The 18715-nt window shown below is 63.9% G+C and carries 17 protein-coding genes; 9 read left to right on the forward strand and 8 right to left on the reverse strand.

What is annotated here, in order from left to right; translation table 11 throughout:
• The first annotated feature begins 53 nt into the window (after positions 1-53).
• Both typA and gyrA read left to right on the forward strand, forming a co-directional pair.
• Positions 54-1871, forward strand: a complete 1818-nt coding sequence (gene typA / locus BMI91_RS13700) for a translational GTPase TypA (protein ID WP_078605442.1) — start codon at positions 54-56, stop codon at positions 1869-1871.
• A gap of 148 nt (positions 1872-2019) precedes the next feature.
• Positions 2020-4836: a DNA gyrase subunit A gene (gene gyrA, locus BMI91_RS13705; RefSeq protein ID WP_078605443.1), complete on the forward strand. Its 2817-nt coding sequence runs from the start codon at positions 2020-2022 to the stop codon at positions 4834-4836.
• Positions 4837-4925: 89 nt separating this feature from the next.
• On the opposite strand, the gene BMI91_RS19865 is transcribed toward gyrA, so the two are convergent.
• Positions 4926-5162: a hypothetical protein gene (locus BMI91_RS19865; protein ID WP_146684098.1), complete on the reverse strand. Its 237-nt coding sequence runs from the start codon at positions 5160-5162 to the stop codon at positions 4926-4928.
• Here BMI91_RS19865 and BMI91_RS13715 point away from each other — a divergent pair.
• From BMI91_RS13715 to gluQRS, 5 genes are all read left to right on the forward strand, one after another.
• Positions 5161-6771, forward strand: a complete 1611-nt coding sequence (locus BMI91_RS13715) for a BCCT family transporter (protein WP_078601376.1) — start codon at positions 5161-5163, stop codon at positions 6769-6771. The two genes, BMI91_RS19865 and BMI91_RS13715, sit on opposite strands and share 2 nt — an antisense overlap.
• Positions 6772-6968: 197 nt before the next feature.
• Positions 6969-7745 (forward strand): hypothetical protein, encoded by a 777-nt coding sequence (locus BMI91_RS13720; RefSeq protein WP_078605445.1) that lies wholly within the window; start codon positions 6969-6971, stop codon positions 7743-7745.
• 52 nt (positions 7746-7797) lie between these two features.
• Positions 7798-9147: a methylenetetrahydrofolate--tRNA-(uracil(54)-C(5))-methyltransferase (FADH(2)-oxidizing) TrmFO gene (gene trmFO, locus BMI91_RS13725; RefSeq protein ID WP_078550279.1), complete on the forward strand. Its 1350-nt coding sequence runs from the start codon at positions 7798-7800 to the stop codon at positions 9145-9147.
• On the forward strand, positions 9144-9338 hold the full coding sequence (locus BMI91_RS13730) for a hypothetical protein (RefSeq protein ID WP_078520734.1): 195 nt from the start codon (positions 9144-9146) through the stop codon (positions 9336-9338). Before trmFO ends, BMI91_RS13730 begins: the two co-directional genes overlap by 4 nt.
• A 21-nt stretch (positions 9339-9359) precedes the next feature.
• Positions 9360-10208 carry a tRNA glutamyl-Q(34) synthetase GluQRS gene (gene gluQRS / locus BMI91_RS13735; RefSeq protein ID WP_078605446.1) on the forward strand — a complete coding sequence of 283 codons (849 nt, stop codon included), beginning with the start codon at positions 9360-9362 and terminating at the stop codon, positions 10206-10208.
• Between the two features lie 28 nt (positions 10209-10236).
• On the opposite strand, the gene hisI is transcribed toward gluQRS, so the two are convergent.
• The gene (hisI, locus tag BMI91_RS13740; protein ID WP_078540842.1) at positions 10237-10599 is read right to left on the reverse strand and encodes a phosphoribosyl-AMP cyclohydrolase; all 363 of its coding nucleotides are present in this window, start codon (positions 10597-10599) and stop codon (positions 10237-10239) included.
• A gap of 61 nt (positions 10600-10660) precedes the next feature.
• Here hisI and BMI91_RS13745 point away from each other — a divergent pair, with 61 nt between their 5' ends.
• Positions 10661-11089, forward strand: a complete 429-nt coding sequence (locus BMI91_RS13745; RefSeq protein WP_078605447.1) for an iron-sulfur cluster assembly scaffold protein — start codon at positions 10661-10663, stop codon at positions 11087-11089.
• A 168-nt stretch (positions 11090-11257) separates the two neighbouring features.
• On the opposite strand, the gene BMI91_RS20295 is transcribed toward BMI91_RS13745, so the two are convergent.
• The 5 genes from BMI91_RS20295 to sciP form a co-directional block, all read right to left on the reverse strand.
• The gene (locus BMI91_RS20295) at positions 11258-11380 is read right to left on the reverse strand and encodes a hypothetical protein (RefSeq protein ID WP_255266459.1); all 123 of its coding nucleotides are present in this window, start codon (positions 11378-11380) and stop codon (positions 11258-11260) included.
• A 112-nt stretch (positions 11381-11492) separates the two neighbouring features.
• Positions 11493-13583, reverse strand: coding sequence for an ATP-dependent DNA helicase RecG (gene recG / locus BMI91_RS13750; RefSeq protein ID WP_078605773.1), 2091 nt, complete (start codon positions 13581-13583; stop codon positions 11493-11495).
• A complete protein-coding gene (gene ligA, locus BMI91_RS13755) occupies positions 13580-15706 on the reverse strand; it encodes an NAD-dependent DNA ligase LigA (RefSeq protein WP_078605449.1) in 2127 nt (708 codons plus the stop codon). Before ligA ends, recG begins: the two co-directional genes overlap by 4 nt.
• Before the next feature lie 90 nt (positions 15707-15796).
• A complete protein-coding gene (gene ctrA, locus BMI91_RS13760) occupies positions 15797-16510 on the reverse strand; it encodes a response regulator transcription factor CtrA (RefSeq protein WP_078520739.1) in 714 nt (237 codons plus the stop codon).
• A gap of 95 nt (positions 16511-16605) precedes the next feature.
• Positions 16606-16884 carry a CtrA inhibitor SciP gene (gene sciP / locus BMI91_RS13765; protein WP_078520740.1) on the reverse strand — a complete coding sequence of 93 codons (279 nt, stop codon included), beginning with the start codon at positions 16882-16884 and terminating at the stop codon, positions 16606-16608.
• A 131-nt stretch (positions 16885-17015) separates the two neighbouring features.
• Here sciP and mnmA point away from each other — a divergent pair, with 131 nt between their 5' ends.
• Positions 17016-18152, forward strand: coding sequence for a tRNA 2-thiouridine(34) synthase MnmA (mnmA, locus tag BMI91_RS13770; protein WP_078550271.1), 1137 nt, complete (start codon positions 17016-17018; stop codon positions 18150-18152).
• Between the two features lie 128 nt (positions 18153-18280).
• Here mnmA and BMI91_RS13775 read toward each other — a convergent pair whose 3' ends face one another.
• Positions 18281-18652 carry a phasin family protein gene (locus BMI91_RS13775; protein WP_078605452.1) on the reverse strand — a complete coding sequence of 124 codons (372 nt, stop codon included), beginning with the start codon at positions 18650-18652 and terminating at the stop codon, positions 18281-18283.
• Positions 18653-18715 lie beyond the last annotated feature (63 nt).

An 18715-nucleotide genomic window follows, 5' to 3' on the forward strand; every position in this document is an offset into this window, starting at 1 on the left:
AGAGGCGATCTTTCCTTTATGGGCGGGGCAACTCAAGAACAGGACGACCTCCCATGGACCTTCGCAACATTGCGATCATCGCTCACGTGGACCACGGCAAGACGACGCTCGTGGACCAGCTTCTGCGCCAATCGGGCGCTTTCCGTGAAAACCAAGCCGTCGCCGAACGCGCGATGGACAGCAACGACATCGAACGCGAACGCGGCATCACCATTCTCGCCAAGGCCACCTCGGTCGAGTGGAAAGGCACCCGCATCAACATCGTCGACACTCCCGGCCACGCCGATTTCGGCGGCGAGGTTGAGCGTATCCTGTCGATGGTAGACGGTGTAGTGCTGCTGGTGGACGCAGCCGAAGGCCCGATGCCGCAGACCAAGTTCGTGACCTCGAAGGCGCTCGCGCTCGGCCTCAAGCCGATCGTCGTGCTCAACAAGGTCGACAAGCCCGCCGCCGAGCCCGATCGCGCGCTCGACGAGGTGTTCGACCTCTTCGCGAACCTCGACGCCGATGAAGAGCAGCTTGACTTCCCGCATCTCTACGCTTCCGGCATCGGCGGCTGGTGCGACGAAGAGCTCGACGGCCCGCGCGAGAACCTCGACGCGCTGTTCGATCTGATCCTCAAGCATGTCGAGCCGCCGAAGCAGGAATTCCGCGCCGACGAGCCCTTCCAGATGCTGGCCACCACGCTCTCGGCCGACCCGTTCATCGGGCGCATCCTCACGGGCCGCATCGAGGCGGGCACGCTGAAGGTCGGCGATCAGCTCAAGGCGCTCTCGCGCAAGGGCGACCGCATCGAAGCCTTCCGCTGCACCAAGATCCTCGCCTTCCGTGGCCTGTCGCAGCAGCCGATCGACGAAGCCGTCGCAGGCGACATCGTCACCGTCGCGGGCATGACCAAGGCGACCGTGGCCGACACGCTCTGTGCGCCCGAAGTCGACACCCCGATCGACGCGCAGCCGATCGATCCGCCGACGATCTCGGTGACCTTCGGCATCAACGACTCGCCGCTCGCCGGTAAGGACGGCTCGAAGGTCCAGTCGCGCATCATTCGCGACCGCCTGATGAAAGAGGCCGAAACCAACGTCGCGATCCGCGTCGAGGACACCCCCGGCGGCGACGCCTTCGTGGTCTCGGGCCGCGGCGAACTTCAGATGGGCGTTCTTATCGAGAACATGCGCCGCGAAGGGTTCGAGCTGTCGATCTCGCGCCCGAAGGTGATCTTCCGCGAGGAAGACGGCCAGCGCATGGAGCCGATCGAGGAAGTCATCATCGACGTGGATGAGGAATATTCCGGCGTCGTGATCGAGAAACTGACCGGCTACCGCAAGGGCGAGCTGGCCGAGATGCGCCCGGCCGAGGGTGGCAAGACCCGCATCGTGGCCCATGTCCCCTCGCGCGGCATGATCGGCTATCAGGGCGAGTTCCTGACCGACACGCGCGGCTCGGGCGTGCTCAACCGCCTGTTCCATGGCTGGACCCCTTACAAGGGCCCGATCGACGGCCGCCGTCAGGGCGTGCTGATCTCGATGGAGAATGGCGTATCGGTCGCCTACGCGCTGTGGAACCTCGAAGAACGCGGCAAGCTGTTCATCGGCGCGCAGGAGCAGGTCTACACCGGCATGATCATCGGCGAGCATTCGCGCGAGAACGATCTCGAAGTGAACCCGCTCAAAGGCAAGAAGCTGACCAACGTCCGCGCCTCGGGCACGGATGAAGCGGTTCGCCTGACCCCGCCGACGCGGATGTCGCTCGAGGAAGCCATCGCCTATATCAACGATGACGAACTCGTCGAGGTCACGCCGAAATCGATCCGCCTGCGCAAACTGCACCTCGATCCGCACGAGCGTAAGCGCGCCGCGCGCGCAGCGTGATCGGTTGCGGCCCGCGCCGCACCGGAACACCGCAAGCTGACGTCACGAAGAAGGCCCCGCGCACCCGCCGGGGCCTTCTCCATGATTGCACCCGCCGCTTGCGGCCTTTATAAGGTTCCACAACAATATCTAGAATATCGAGGCGCGCGTGACCGACACTCCTGAACCGCCGGAAACCGAAGAAGAAGGCCCCGGGCGGCCCGCTTATCTCGGCCCCACTGTGTCCATCGCGGACGAGATGAAAACCGCCTATCTCGATTACGCGATGAGCGTGATCGTGAGCCGCGCGATCCCCGATCTGCGCGATGGTCTGAAGCCCGTTCACCGGCGCATTCTCTTCGCGATGCACGAGACCGGGAACACGTTCGACAAGCCCTATCGCAAATCGGCACGTCCGGTCGGCGACGTGATGGGTCAGTATCACCCTCACGGCGACGCCGCGATCTACGACGCGTTGGTGCGCATGGCGCAGCCCTTCTCGATGTCGCTGCCGCTGCTCGACGGTCAGGGCAACTTCGGCTCGATGGATGGCGATAACGCGGCAGCGATGCGCTACACCGAAGTGCGCATGGCAAAACCGGCCAATTACATTCTCGCCGATATCGAGAAAGACACGGTCGATTTCCAGGACAACTACGACGGCAAGCAGGAAGAGCCGACGGTGCTTCCGGCGCGCTTCCCGAACATGCTGGTCAACGGCGCGGGCGGTATCGCGGTCGGCATGGCGACGAACATCCCGCCGCATAACCTCGGCGAGGTCTGCGACGCGACTCTGGCGCTGATCGACAACCCCGACATGTCGGACGAGGCGATCATGGAGATCGTCCCCGCCCCCGACTTCCCCACCGGCGGCCTGATCATGGGCCGTGGTGGCGCGCGCAAGGCTTACCTTGAAGGTCGTGGCTCGGTCATCATCCGGGCGAAGACCCGCGTGGAAGAAATCCGCAAGGACCGCTTCGCGATCGTGTTGGACGAGATTCCCTATCAGGTGAACAAGGCGGCGATGATCGAAAAGATCGCCGATCTCGTGCGCGAGAAGAAGCTCGAAGGCATCTCCAACATCGCCGATGAATCCGACCGCGTCGGTGTACGCGTCGTGATCGAGCTGAAGCGCGACGCGACCCCGGATGTGGTGCTCAACCAGCTTTTCCGCTTCACGCAGATGCAGACCTCGTTTGGCTGCAACATGCTGGCGCTGAACGGCGGCCGCCCCGAGCAGCTGACACTTCGCCAATTCCTCAGCTATTTCATCAGCTTCCGCGAGGAAGTTGTCGCGCGCCGCACCGCGTTCGAACTGCGCAAGGCGCGCGAGCGCAGCCACGTCCTGTGCGGTCTGGCCGTGGCAGTGTCGAACGTGGACGAGGTCGTGGCCACCATCCGCTCCTCGGCCGATGCGGCAGAGGCCCGCGCCCGCCTGATGGAGCGCCGCTGGCCCGCGCATGACATCGTCGAATATCTCAAGCTGATCGACGATCCGCTGCATCCGGTCAACGACGACGGCACCTACAACCTGTCGGAAACGCAGGCCCGCGCGATCCTCGATCTGCGCCTGCAGCGTCTGACCCAGATCGGGGTGAAGGAAGTCACGGACGAACTCGCGCAACTGGCCGAGAAAATCCGCGAATACCTCGCCATCCTCGCCTCGCGCGAGCGGATCATGGCGATCATCGCCGACGAGCTGCGCGAAGTGCGCGAGCTGTTTGCCGTGCCGCGCCGCACCGAGATCATCGACTGGGCCGGCGACATGGCCGACGAAGACCTGATCGAGCGCGAAGACATGGTCGTGACCGTCACGCAGGGCGGCTACATCAAGCGCACGCCGCTCGCCGATTTCCGTTCGCAGAAGCGCGGCGGCAAGGGGCTGTCGGGCGGCGCGCTGAAGGATGACGACACGGTCACCACGCTGTTTGTCGCCAACACCCACACGCAGCTTCTGTTCTTCACGACCGAAGGCATGGTCTACAAGATGAAGTGCTGGCAGCTGCCGCTCGGCTCGCGCCAGTCCAAGGGCAAGGCGATCGTCAACATCCTGCCGATCCCCACCGGCGTTTCGATCGCGGCGATCACGCCGGTCGATCGCGACGAGGCGGAATGGGACGACTTGCAGATGGTCTTCGCGACCTCCAAGGGCACCGTGCGCCGCAACCGCCTGTCGGATTTCACCAACGTCATGCGCAACGGCAAGATCGCGATGAAATTCGAGGACGAGAACGAAGGGATGCGCCTGATCAACGCGCGCATCTGCTCCGAGGACGACGACGTGATGCTGGTCACCGCCAGCGGTCGCGCGATCCGCTTCCCGGTGCCGGAAGTGCGCGTGTTCAACTCGCGCAACTCGGTCGGTGTCCGCGGCATCAAGCTGAAGGGAGATGACGAGGTCGTCTCGATGTCGGTCATCCGCCACTTCGAGGCCACTTCGGAAGAGCGCGTGGCCTACCTCAAGCAGCGTCGCCTGATGGCGGGCGTGACCGAGGAAGAGATCGAGCCCGACGAGGACGAGGAAGCCGTGGCCGAAGGTCAGCTTTCGACCGAACGCTACGCCGAGATGTCCGCCGCCGAGGATCTGATCCTGACGATCACCTCGAAAGGCTCGGGCAAGATCTCGTCGAGCCATGACTACCCGACCCGCGGTCGTGGCGGTCAGGGCGTGACGGCGATCGACAAGGCGATGCGGGGCGGCCCGCTTGTGGCCTCCTTCCCGGTCGAAATGAGCGATCAGATCATGCTCGCCACCTCGACGGGTCAGTCGATCCGCTGCCCGGTGGAAGACATCTCCTTCCGCTCGCGCTCTGCCGGTGGCGTGCGTGTGTTCAACACCGCCAAGGGCGAGGTCGTGGTCTCGGTCGCGCGGATCGCCGATCAGGGCGATGACGACGATCTGGACGCCGACGCCGAAGGGTCGACCGATGCGCCGGACGCGCCCGACACCTCCGAGGGTGGCGGCACGCCGGATAGCGAAAGCTGATCGCGCACGGGCTGCTCCCAATTCGGAACAGCTTCACAACAAGCACTAAAATCATGCCCCCGTCTGACAAGGACGGGGGCTTTTTCTTGTTACAGGACGGGGTCGACGTCTGGAACTTCGGCGGGCGCGTGGCGCTCTGCAAAGGCTCGAACAAGAAGCTGTTCCGCTACCCACCCACCTTCAAATTGCAGACGCGATCCGATGTTGCGGCCCAGCCACGCGCCGGGCCGTTTCCATTTTTTCTTTTCTTCAATGTCCCTTCTGCGCGGAACCACCCCTGAAGCCACCCGTTGCGGTTGCACTATTAGAAACAGGGAGAGTTTCATGAAAGCCTTTGCAGACAGGCTCGGCCTACGAACCGACCCCACCATTTTTTTCGTATCAGCAGGCTTCACGATCCTCTTCGTGCTCGCGCTTGTCATCTTCCCCGGCCCGATTGGCGATGCGTTCGCCACGGGCCGTTCTTGGATTGTCACCAATCTCGGCTGGTTCTTCATCCTCGGCGTCAACATCTGGCTCGGGTTTCTGATCTGGGCCGCATTGTCGCGCCACGGGCATATCCGGCTGGGTCCCAAGGACAGCCGCCCCGAATACGGCAACCTGTCGTGGTTCACGATGCTCTTCGCGGGCGGCATCGGCACGGTGCTGATGTTCTGGGGCGTGGCCGAGCCGATCAGCCATTTCTCCAAGCCACCGCTGCCGGGCGTCGAGCCCTATTCCGACGAGGCCGCGAAAGACGCGATCTCTATCGCGGTCTATCACCTCGGCCTGCATACCTGGACGATCTTCACGCTGCCGGGGCTTGGCTTCGCCTATTTCATCAACCGCTACGACCTGCCGGTGCGGGTCTCTTCGGTGTTCTATCCGCTGCTGAAGGAAGGCATCAACGGGCCGATCGGCAAGGCCATCGACATCGCCTCGATCCTCGGCACGCTGTTCGGCGTCGCCGTCTCGCTCGGTCTCGGCTCCAGCCAGATCGCCGCCGGTCTGGATGCGCTTCTGGGCACCGGCGACGGCACCTTCGTCAAGATCGCGATCCTGACCGCGCTCACCGCTGTTGCGATCACCTCCATCGTGGCGGGGCTCGACAAGGGCGTGAAGCTCTTGTCGAACATCAATATCGGCATGGCCGTGGGCCTAATGGTCTTCGTGCTGATCTTCGGCTCGACCCTGTTCCTGCTGCGCGGGATCGTGCAGACCGTCGGCCTCTATCTCACCAACCTGCCGCATCTGGCCTTCTGGAACGACATGCTGGCCAACGAGAACCCCGACACGCCCGGCTGGGGCTGGCAGGGCTCGTGGACGGTGTTCTACTGGGCCTGGACGGTGACTTGGTCGCCCTTCATCGGGTTGTTCGTGGCCCGCATCTCGCGCGGCCGCACGGTGCGCGAATTCGTCTTTGGCGTGCTGCTGGCGCCCTCGCTCTTCACTCTGATCTGGTTCGCGATCTTCGGCTGGCAGGCGATGGAGTTCGACGGGATCGGCCAAGCCGCCCGCGATGCGATGGGCGATCAGGCGGGGCAATTGTCTCAGGCTGTCTCGGACAGCGTGCCGCTCGCGATGTTCGCCTTCTTTGAGCATTTCCCCTTCGTCCATATCGTTCAGGGCATCGCAGTGATCGTGGTGGCGATCTTCTTCGCGACCTCGTCCGACTCGGCCTCGCTGGTGGTCGACATGCTCTGCACCGGCACGCCGACCCCGGGCCCGGTCCATCAGCGCGTCTTCTGGGGCGCGGCTGAGGGGCTGGTCGCGGCGATGCTGATCGTGCTGGCGGGCGATGCGGGGCTGACCGCGCTGCAGCAGGTCATCACGGTCGTGGGGCTGCCGATCTTCATACTGGTATCGATGATGATCCCCTCGATCATAAAGGGCTTCGCGCTGGAAGATATCGACCACGTCTCGATCGGCAAGCGGCCCAAGCTGGACGATTTCTGATTGCGCGATCCCGAGGGCAGACCCTATCGAACGGCCCGGAGTGGAAACGCTCCGGGCCGTTAACCCATTAGAAAGTTTAACCCTTCCTTAAGACCCACCCGCCTGCCAAAAGAGATCAAAGCCGCAGCGGAGCATGGGCCCGAAGCGCAGCCGGCGAAGTTCGGCCTTGTTCAGTTACCGCGTCACGAGGTCCGATCATGCGCCACGCTCCTGTCTCTGCCCTGCGGGGCGTCGTTTTCTGTCTCGCCGCAGCCGTCAGCGCTGGCCCCGCGCTCGCCCAAAGCGCGCTCGGCTTCACCGGGGCCGAACTGACGATCGAGAACAGCACCGGCGACTTCGGAGCCGCCCGCGCCGATCTGAGTGCCGATTTCGCCCTGACCCCGGCACATGGGCTGCAACTCGACCTCGGCGCAAACGATGCCGGGCCGCGCTGGCGCGGCGATCTGGCGGCGCATCTCTACATGGCGCCCACGGAGCGCGCCAAATACGGGCTCTTCGCCGCCGTCTCCGACACCAGCCACGCGAGCCAGACGGCCTATGCGGCAGGCGCAGAAGCGATCTGGGCTGTTGGCGCACGCGGCAGCGTCTCGGCGCGCGCCGTGCTCGGCACCGTCAAACCCGGTAGCAACGATTACGTCTTCGCGGGCCTCGCCGGACGGTGGGATATCAGCCCGCGCACGACGCTGACCGCAGACCTTTCCGTCGTGGACATCTCCGAACTCGCCTTCAGCGCCCGCGAGACCACCGCCGCGCTCGGCATAGGCCACCGGCTGGGCGACGGCCCCGCGACGCTCTTCACCCGCATCGAGCGCGCCCATTTCACCGGTCGCCCCGACAGCCGCGACGAGACCCGTCTCGCCCTCGGCCTCACAGTGCGCTTCGGCCCGCGCGGCCACGGCGTGCGCAACCAGAGCTTCGCGCCGATCCGCCCGCTCGACGGGCTATTTGCGCGCGGCACCTTCGCCCTGAACTGAGCAGCTGCGATCGGCCTTCCCTTTTGCCGCTTTGACCACTACATGAGCGGCCATGACAGAAGAACTACATATCGTCGGCGGTGGCATGGCGGGCTCGGAAGCGGCCTGGCAAGCGGCGAATGCCGGAATCCGCGTGGTGCTGCACGAAATGAGGCCCAAGGTCGAAACCTTTGCGCACCAGACCGGCAACTATGCCGAGATGGTCTGCTCGAACTCGTTCCGCTCGGACGATCACGAGCGCAACGCCGTGGGGCAGCTCCATTGGGAGATGGGCGCCGCGAACGGGCTGATCATGGACACGGCGCGCAAGCATCGTCTGCCCGCAGGCGGCGCGCTGGCCGTGGACCGCGAGGCGTTTTCGCAATCCGTGACCGAGGCGCTGCGCGCCCATGAGAATATTTCCTTTACCGAGGAAGAAGTTACGGAGCTTCCTTCAAGCGGAAAATGGATCTTCGCGACCGGTCCGCTGACTTCGGAATCCCTGGGCAAAGCGATCCTGCAAGCCACCGGCGAAGAGCGTCTGGCCTTCTTCGACGCCATCGCCCCCATCGTCTATGCCGACACGATCGACATGTCCGTCGCGTGGCGTCAGTCGCGCTACGACAAGGGCGAGACCGAGGAAGAGCGCACGGCCTATATCAACTGCCCGATGACGAAGGACGAATACGAAGCCTTCATCGACGCACTTCTCGCGGCCGACAAGACCGAGTTCCACGAGGGTGAAACCGCAGGCTATTTCGACGGCTGCCTGCCGATCGAAGTGATGGCAGAACGCGGCCGCGAAACCCTGCGCCACGGGCCGATGAAGCCCGTCGGTCTGACCAACGAACACGATCCGCAGACCAAAGCCTGGGCCGTGGTGCAGCTGCGTCGCGACAATGCACTCGGCACGCTCTACAATATCGTGGGCTTCCAGACCAAGATGAAGTACGGTGCGCAAGCCGATGTTTTCCGTATGATTCCGGGACTTCAGGATGCCAAATTCGCGCGTCTCGGCGGCATCCACCGCAACACGTTCATCAACTCGCCGACGCTGCTCGATGCGCAGATGCGGCTGAAATCGCACCCGAACCTGCGCTTCGCCGGACAGATCACCGGCGTCGAAGGCTATGTCGAGAGCGCCGCGATGGGGCTGCTGGCCGGCCGTATGGCCGCTGCCGAGCTTCAAGGCCGCGAACTGCCGCCGCCGGGACCCGAAACCGCGATGGGGGCGTTGATCACCCACATCACCGGCGGGGCCGAGGCGAAGACATTCCAACCGATGAACGTCAATTTCGGGCTCTTCCCGCCGATCGACGCCAAGGGCGGGCGGCGTGGCCGCAAAGACCGCTACAAGGCCTATACCGATCGCGCCAAGACGGTCTTCGGCGACTGGCTTGCGCAGCAAGGAGAGACTGTATGAATTACGTTCTGGCCCTGTTTCTGCCGCCGCTTTCTATCGTTCTGATCGGACGCATCTTCCTCGCGATCCTCGTCTTCGTGATCTGGATTCCGGCGATCATCTTCTCGGGCGGGCTGACGCATCCGATGTTCATCCTGCTCGCCTGGATCCTGATCTATCAGGCGCATGCGGATCGCCGCGCGGGCGGCTGATTTGGCGGGGTGCGCGCGCCGATGATCACACGCTTCGCCCCCTCGCCAACGGGCCCGCTGCATCTGGGCCATGCCTATAGCGCGATCCTCGCGCATGACATGGCGCGCAAGGCGGGCGGCCAGTTCCTGCTGCGCATCGAAGACATCGACCAAAGCCGCGCGCGACCGCATTGGGAAGAGCAGATCTACGACGATATGCGCTGGCTTGGACTAAACTGGGACGGGCCGGTTCTGCGTCAGTCTGACCGCTTGAACGTCTATCGCGAAGCCCTTGAAAGTCTTTGGGAAAGCGACCTTCTCTTTGCCTGCACCTGCACGCGACGCGACATCGAGGCGGCAGCCTCCGCACCACAGGAAGGCGTGCAATACGGGCCCGACGGGCTGATCTATCCGGGCACCTGCCGCGAACGCGGCGCGCGAAAACCCGGGACGGCACTACCGGAAAGCGCACTACGCCTGAACATGACCCGCGCCGCCCGCGATATCCGTTTCGAGGAAATCTGCGCGCTGCACAAAGGCACGCATGAGGTCTCCCGCGCCGATCTGATCGACAAGGTGGGCGATGTCGTGCTCGCGCGGCGCGAGATGGGCACGTCCTATCATCTCGCAGTCGTGCTCGACGACGCCGCGCAAGGCATCACCCATGTCACCCGCGGCGCGGACCTGTTCGACGCCACGCAGATCCATGTTTTGCTTCAAGTGATACTTGAACTTCCGACGCCAACCTATTGCCATCACGAGCTAATCCGTGACGAGAACGGCAAACGCCTCGCCAAGCGCGACGACGCCCGCGCCATCGCGAAATACCGCGAGGACGGCGCGAGCCCCGACGACATTCGCCGCATGGTCGGGCTGCCCGCTTCCTCTTGACGGAAATATCCTCCCCGAAGGGCCGCTCTCAATCTTCCATCGGCGTGAGGATTTCAACCTCCTCGCCATCGCGGATCGCGGTGTAGAAGCACGACCTGCGATTGGTGTGGCAGGCCGGGCCTTCCTGTTCGACCAGCACCAGCAGCGCGTCGCGGTCGCAATCGACCCGCATCTCGCGCAGGCGCTGCACATGACCCGAGGTCTCGCCCTTCACCCAGAACGATTTCCGCGAGCGCGACCAATAGGTTACGCGCCCTGTTTCAAGTGTCTTCGCGACGCTTTCCGCGTTCATCCATGCCATCATCAGGATATCGCCCGAGAGCGCATCCTGCGCGATCGCGGGGATCAAACCGTTGGCGTCATAGGTCAAGCTGGCGGGATCGAATGGCATCGGCTCTTTCCTTCCTGTGGCTTAGGTCCTATCTACGCCGGACGGGCCGAAGGGGAAAGAGATGAGCGACACCGATCTGATCAAGCTCTATTCGCAGCGTATTCTGGCGCTCGCCGCCGATATGCCGGGCACCGATCCGCTCCCCGCGCCCGATGTGACCGTGCGCAAGCGCGCGCCGCTGTGCGGCTCCACGGTCGAGGTCTCGCTGACCTGCGCGGAGGGCCGCGTGACCGGCTATAGCCAGACCGTGCATGCCTGCGCGCTGGGTCAGGCTTCGGCTGCGATCTTCGGGGCGCAGGTCGTGGGTCGCACGCGCGACGAGGTAGCAAAACTGCGCGATCAGCTGGCCGAGATGCTCAAGGGCGGCCCCGTCCCCGATGCGCCTTTCGGCGATTACGAGGTCCTGCAAGCCGCGCGCGACTACCCCAATCGGCATGGCTCGATCCTGCTCGCCCCCGAGGCGACGCTCGAAGCGCTCGAGCAGTGCTGAACCGCTACCCCCCCTCTCCCTCGCGATGAAAAAAGCCGCCACTCGAAAGAGCGGCGGCTGAAGTTGCGCTTTACGGACAGGCGGGCCTGGGGAACAGGCGAAGCCGCAGGTTTGGGACAGGTGCGGCAGCCAAAAAGCGCGAGGCAGTAACGATGAGACAGGTCGGGCTTAGAGGAGCCCCGGCAGCCAAAGCGCCATGATGAAGCTTGCGCAAAGCGCGATGCCCCCCACGGCGTCGGCCAGCAGTGTGCTGTGATTGCGGTCGAGAAGTTCCTTGATTTCCTTGGCCATCTGGCACCTCCATTCCCTCTGTTGCTTCTTTGTTCTCATAATTGACGTCGCGTGTAAAGAACTTTTTAGGAACATTTGAGAACACTGGGTGAGAACGTGAGTCGAACGGGGCTCAGCCGATGCCGATCAGACGGATCGCGCGGTCCTGTTCCATCAGCCACAGCAGCACCCGCGCCGCCTGTCCGCGCGGGCCGCTCAACTCGGGATCGTCGGACAGGAGCTTGCGCGCATCCGACTGCGCCACCGCCATCAGACCGGCCTGGCGTTCGAGGTCAGCCACGCGAAAGCGCGGCAGGCCCGATTGCGCCGTGCCGATCACATCGCCCGCCCCGCGCATGGCGAGGTCTTCCTCAGCGATGCGGAACCCGTCCTCGCTTTCGCGCAGGATCGACAGGCGGCGTTCGGCCGTCTCGCTCAGGGGCGTCTGGTAGATCATCAGGCAGGTCGAGGCCGCGGCCCCACGCCCGACCCGCCCGCGCAGCTGATGGAGCTGCGCGAGACCGAAGCTCTCGGCCCGCTCGATCACCATGATCGAGGCGTTGGGCACGTTTACGCCCACCTCGATCACCGTCGTCGCGACGAGCACCCGGGTCTGCCCCTTCACGAAGGCCGCCATGGCAGCGTCTTTCTCGGCCGACGGCATCTGGCCATGAACAAGCCCCACGACATCGTCGCCAAGCGCCGCGCGCAGCGCCAGAAAACGGTCGGTCGCAGAGCTCAGATCGACGCGCTCGCTCTCTTCGACCAGCGGGCAGACCCAATAGGCCTGCCGCCCCTCGGCGACCGCCTTGCGCAGATGCTCGACCACCTCGCCCATCCGCTCCATCGCGACAAGCGCAGTCTTGACCGGCGTCCGGCCCGGCGGCTTCTCGTCCAAGAGGCTCACATCCATATCGCCATATTGCGCAAGCGCGAGTGAGCGCGGGATCGGCGTCGCGGTCATCACCAGCACGTCGACCGCCTGCCCCTTGGCGCCCAGCTCCATCCGCTGCGCGACACCGAAGCGATGCTGTTCGTCGATCACGGAAAGCCGCAAATCCTGAAATTCCACGTCTTTCTGAAAAACCGCATGGGTCCCGACAAGGATCCCGATCGCGCCCGAGACCAGATCGGCGAGCTTGCGCGCCCGCTCCGCCCCCTTGTCGCGCCCGGTCAGGATCTCCAGCCGGACGCCTGCCGCCTCGGCCAGCGGCGCCAAACCTTCGAGATGCTGACGCGCGAGGATCTCCGTGGGCGCCATCATCACGCCCTGCCCGCCAGCCTCGACAGCGGTCAGCAGCGCCATGAAGGCGACCAGCGTCTTGCCCGCGCCGACATCGCCCTGAAGCAGCCGGTTCATCCGCCGCTCGGAGCCCAGATCGCCCGCGATCTCGGCGATCGCGCGGGTCTGTGCGCCGGTCGGCTTGTAAGGCAGGCTCGCCAGAACCTGCGCCGAGAGCCTGCCCGTGCCGCGCGTCACCCGGCCCTTCTTGCGCCGCGACTGGCGCCGCGCGAGCGCGAGCGTCATCTGGTGGGCGAAAAGCTCGTCATAGGCGAGACGCGCGCGCGCCGGCGCGGTGGACGACAGATCGTCAATCTTTTCAGGGTGATGCGCCGTTTTCACCGCATCCTGCCAGTCGGGCCAGCCCTCGCGGCGCTTGAGCGCATCGTCGATCCATTCCGGCAGGTCGGGCGCGCGCGCCAAGGCCCCCTCCGCCGCCTTCGCCATCAGCTTTTGCGTAACGCCCGCGGTGAGCGGATAGACCGGCTCGAACCGGGGCATCTCGTCCGCATTTTCGGGCGGAAGTATGTAGTCGGGATGCACGATCTGCGCCTGCCCGTCGTAAATCTCGAGCTTGCCCGAAATGATCCGCCGCGCCCCGTTGGGCATCTGCTTCGCGAGCCAGTCGCCGCGCGCGCGGAAGAAAACCAGCGTGATATCGCCCTGCGCGTCATGGCACAGAACCCGATCCGGCGCGCCTTGTTTGCGCGCGGGGCTATGAGCGCCGATGGTCACTTCGACGGTGACGGTGGTGCCTGCAGGCACGCCCTGCACGGTCGCGACGGGGCGGCGATCGATCACCGAATAGGGCAAGGTAAACAGCACATCGCGCGGGCGGGTGATCCCCAACCCTTCGAAATGCTTGGCCGTTTTCGGACCGACGCCCGCAAGGCTGTCGAGCTCGGCGAAGAGCTCGAAAAGCTCTGCGGGCCGCGTGCTCATGCGCCCCCCGCGAGCGCAATCCATTCATCCTCGTCGATGACGCGGATGTTCAATTCGGCCGCTTTCTTGGCTTTCGAGCCCGCGCCGGGGCCTGCGACGAGCAGGTCGGTCTTCGCGCTGACCGAGCCCGAGACCTTGGCGCCAAGTGCCTCGGCCCGCGCCTTCGCCTCGGCCCGGGTCATCTTCTCCAGCGTGCCGGTGAAAACGACGGTGAGGCCCGAAACCGGACTGTCGGATTTCGGCTTCTCGGCCTCCTCGACACTCAGATGCGCGGTGAGACGGTCGATCGAGGCGCGCTCGGCCTCTTGCTGGAAGGTCGTCACGACCGAGGTCGCGAGCGTCTCGCCGACCCCGTCGATCGAGATCAGGTCGTCCCATTCCGGCCCCTGCCCGCAGTCTGCCTGCGTCATCGCGGTCTCGAACGCCTCCCATGTGCCGTAATGCGTGGCGAGCATCCCGGCGCTGGTCTCGCCGACATGGCGAATGCCGAGCGCGAAGATCAGGCGTTGCAGCGGAATCCTGCGTTTCTCGGCGATGGCGGCAAAGAGATTGCGCGCGGATTTCTCCCCCCAACCCTCGCGGTTCTTGAGTTGCTGGAGGCCCTGCCCGTAGCGCTCTTCCAGCGTGAAGATGTCGGCGGGCTCCTTGATCCAGCCGTCCTCGTAGAATTGCTCGACCTGTTTCGCGCCGAGCCCTTCAATGTCGAAAGCCGCGCGGGAAACGAAATGTTTCAGCTTTTCCATGGCTTGCGCGGGGCAGATCAGCCCGCCCGTGCAGCGGCGCACCGCGTCGCCTTCTTCGCGGATCGCCTCGGATCCGCAGCGGGGGCAATGGGTCGGGAAGTCGTAGGGCACGGCATCGTCGGGACGGCGCGTGAGGTCGACATCGGCGATCTTCGGGATCACGTCGCCCGCGCGATAGACCTGCACCCAGTCGCCGACGCGGATATCCTTGCCGCCGCGGATCTCGGCGCCCTTGGAATCGCGCCCGGCGATGTAGTCCTCGTTATGCAGCGTCGCGTTCGAGACGACGACGCCGCCCACGGTCACCGGCGTCAGCCGCGCGACCGGCGAGAGCGCCCCGGTGCGACCGACCTGAATGTCGATCCCTTCGAGCTGCGTCCAGGCAAGTTCGGCGGGGAATTTATGCGCGATCGCCCAACGCGGCGTGGTCGAGCGGAAGCCCAGACGCCGCTGCAGCGCGAGGTCGTTCACCTTGTAGACGACGCCGTCGATATCGTAGCCGAGCGCGGCCCGCTTGGCCTCGATCTCGCGGTAATGGGCGAGCATGTCGGCGGGGCCGTCGCATAGCTCGGTCAGCGGATTGGTCTGGAAGCCGAGTGAGCGCAGCCGCGCGATGGCGTCGATCTGGGTGTCGGCCAGCGGCGCGGACAGCTCGCCCCAAGCATAGGCGAAGAATTTCAGCGGGCGCGACGCGGTGACTTTCGGGTCGAGTTGGCGGAGCGATCCGGCGGCGGCGTTGCGCGGATTGGCGAAACGCTTTTCGCCCGCGGCCTCGTTGCGGGTGTTGAGCGCCTCGAAATCGGCATGGCTCATATAAACCTCGCCGCGGACTTCCAGCACGTCGGGCGCATCCGCGATCGACGTCGGAATGTCGTCGATGGTGCGGGCATTTTCGGTGACGTTTTCACCGACCTGACCATCGCCGCGCGTTGCGGCATGGATCAGTTTCCCCTTCTCGTAGCGGATCGACAGCGAGAGACCGTCGATCTTCGGCTCGGCCGTGTAATTGAGCGGCGCGTCGGATTTCAGACCGAGGAAGCTGCGGATGCTCTCGTCGAACTCGGTCACGTCCTCATCGGAGAACGCGTTGGCGAGGCTCATCATGCGGATCGCATGGGTGATCTTGCCGAAGCCTTCTAGTGGCGAAGCACCGACGCGTTGCGTAGGGCTATCCTTGAACGCAAGGCTTTGAAAATTAGCCTCTATCTCTAGAAGACGTCGTTTAAGAGCATCGAATTCGGCGTCGGAAATGCTTGGGTCATCAAAAACGTGATATTCTTCGTTTGCACGCGTAATCGCTTCTCGAAGCTCAACTGCCTCATGCGAAGCCTGCTCATGGCTTAATTCCGAGACTTTTTTGCCCCACTGAACCTGTGTCATAAAAAGACCCCCTCGTGCTGACCTTGGTTTAGGCAAGCGCCGAGGGGGCGTAAAGAGCCGTGACGACGGAGATCATCGGCTTGAGGGAAGTCAGGCACCCATAGCGATGCGACGTTCCAACTCGGACGGGTCGGGATCGCGCAGCACATAGCCGCGGCCCCAGACGGTTTCGATGTAATTTTCGCCCTCGGTGGCATCGGCCAGCTTCTTGCGCAGTTTGCAGATGAAGACGTCGATGATCTTCAATTCGGGCTCATCCATGCCGCCATAGAGGTGGTTGAGGAACATCTCCTTCGTCAGGGTCGTGCCCTTCCGGAGGCTGAGCAGTTCGAGCATCTGGTATTCCTTGCCAGTCAGATGCACCGGCTTGCCGTCGACCTCGACCGTCTTCGCATCGAGATTGACCGAGATCTTGCCGGTGCGGATGATCGATTGGGCATGACCTTTGGACCGGCGGATGATCGCGTGAATGCGCGCCACCAATTCCTCGCGATGAAACGGCTTGGTCATGTAGTCATCGGCGCCGAAGCCGAATCCCTTGATCTTGTTCTCGGTGTCGTCCGCGCCGGTGAGAATCAGGATCGGCGTGTCGATCCTGGCCAGACGCAATTGCCGTAGCACCTCGTGCCCGTTCATGTCGGGAAGATTGAGGTCGAGCAGGATCAGATCGTAATCGTAGAGCTTCGCGAGATCGATTCCCTCCTCCCCCAGATCGGTGCAGTAGACGTTGAGATTCGCGTGCGTCAGCATCAATTCGATGCTGCGCGACGTCGTCGGGTCGTCTTCCACCAATAAAATCCGCATCCTGGGTTCTCCGCATTAATCCCTCGATCGGGGTCGAGACTTACACCAAATGGTTAACACCGGGTTACCTTGTCACGATTCCGTTACATCGCAATCTAAAGTTGTTTCAACTTCTGGATCGCGGTGACTTTAAGACCTTGAATCCCGTGCCTTTCGACACCCTCGATCCAAAGATCCAATTCCTCGTCAGAGAGCGCGTAACGCTCCAGAACCTCGTCGCGGGCGATCAACCCATGCGCGACCGCCTGCACGATCACCGCCTTCCGGCTCGCCACCCATCGTCGGGTTTTCGGCGAGGGCAGATCCGCGCGCGTCAGGATCGTGCCGTCGGCGAGGGTCACCGCGCGCGGACCATCGACTTTCTTGAGATACATGGGCTCACCCCTTCAAGCTCTTCACGCCGGCCACACTGGCGCGCGGGCCCTTAACACTGCGTGAAACGCGGGGTTGAGAGTGGGTCGCATTTTCCTATATTGCTGCACGTCTCGTTAAAGGACGCTTCATCATGCCCAAGGATCTGCCGCTCAATTCGCTCGGTTTCGCCAAACCGCCCGCGGACACCCGCGTCGTCGTCGCCATGTCGGGCGGCGTCGATAGTTCGGTCGTAGCCGCCAAACTGGCCGAGGAAGGCTATGACGTCGTGGGCGTGACGCTGCAGCTTTACGACCACGGTGCGGCGCTGGCCAAGAAAGGCGCGTGCTGTGCGGGTCAAGACATCCACGACGCGCGCCGCGTGGCCGAGGAGATGGGCTTCCCGCATTACGTGCTCGATTACGAGAACACCTTCCGCGAGGCGGTGATCGACGAATTCGCCGACGCCTATCTTGGCGGCGCGACGCCGGTGCCCTGCATCCGCTGCAACGAGCGCGTGAAGTTCAAGGACCTGCTGGAGACGGCGAAGGACCTCGATGCCGATTGCATGGCGACGGGCCATTACATCCAGCGCAAGGACGGCGCGGCCGGGCCGGAGCTGCATTGCGCAGCCGACGCGAACCGCGATCAGAGCTATTTCCTGTTCTCGACCACGCCCGAGCAGCTCGATTACCTGCGCTTCCCGCTGGGCCACCTGCCCTCGAAGGATGCGACGCGGGAGCTGGCGGCGAAATACGGGCTGGCGGTGGCCGACAAGCCCGACAGTCAGGATATCTGCTTCGTGCCGAACGGGAATTACGCGAGCGTCATCGAGAAGCTGCGGCCTGGTGCGGCCGATCCCGGCGATATCGTGGATATGGAGGGCAACGTCCTCGGCCAGCATCGCGGCGTGATCCATTACACGATTGGCCAGCGGCGCGGGCTTGGCATCGGCGGGCTCGAAGACCCGCTCTATGTGGTGAAGCTCGATCCGGACACCCGCCATGTGGTCGTCGGCCCGAAAGAGGCGCTCTCCACCCGCACCATCCCGGTGCGCGAGATCAACTGGCTCGGCGACGAGCCCTTCACCTCGCGCAAGGAATGGCACCTGAAGGTCAAGGTCCGTTCGACCCGTCCGCCGCGCGAAGCGATCATCCGGCCCATCTCGGAGACCGAGGCGGAAGTCGAACTGGTCGTGCCAGAGGAAGGCGTCAGCCCCGGTCAGGCCTGCGTGTTCTACGCGCCCGAGGACAGCCGCATCTTCGGCGGTGGCTGGATCTACAAGAAGTAAGCGCCGAATAGGCCCGCAAACAGCACTGCGCGCGGCGAGCCCGTCTAGCTTGCCGCGCCTAACTATCTGTCGGATCACTCAGACCGGCACGTCTCCGAGGCTCACCCCGTGCTTGCCGACCCGAGTCGTCACTTTTTTCCGACCGCCTTGGCGAGCGCTTCGCCCTCTTCGGTGGCCGAGCGCACTGCGCGCTCCGCAATCCCCGTCATCGAGGTCGCGAGCTTCGTTATCTCGGCGGTGTAATCGCTCGCCGTGCGCTGCCAGAATTCGCCCCAGAGGCTCATCGCGCGCATCGGATCGGGCGTTTCCGCCAACTGGGTGACCATCTCTTGATCGCGCTCGAAGCGGGTCTTCAGAAACTCGAGCAGCTCGATATTCTGCGCGATCATCGATTCCATCATCTTGAGCTGCGGTGCCATCACCGAGCTTACCGACCCCATATCGGGCACTGGCATGCAGCCAGCCATGTTCATCCCGGGTGCGGATTTCTTCTGTGCCATGTCAGCCTCCCTTGTGACTGGATGGCGCGAGCGTAGCATGGGTCCGGCGCACAGCGTTTGATT

Source organism: Thioclava sediminum (genome assembly GCF_002020355.1).
Lineage (GTDB): Bacteria > Pseudomonadota > Alphaproteobacteria > Rhodobacterales > Rhodobacteraceae > Thioclava > Thioclava sediminum.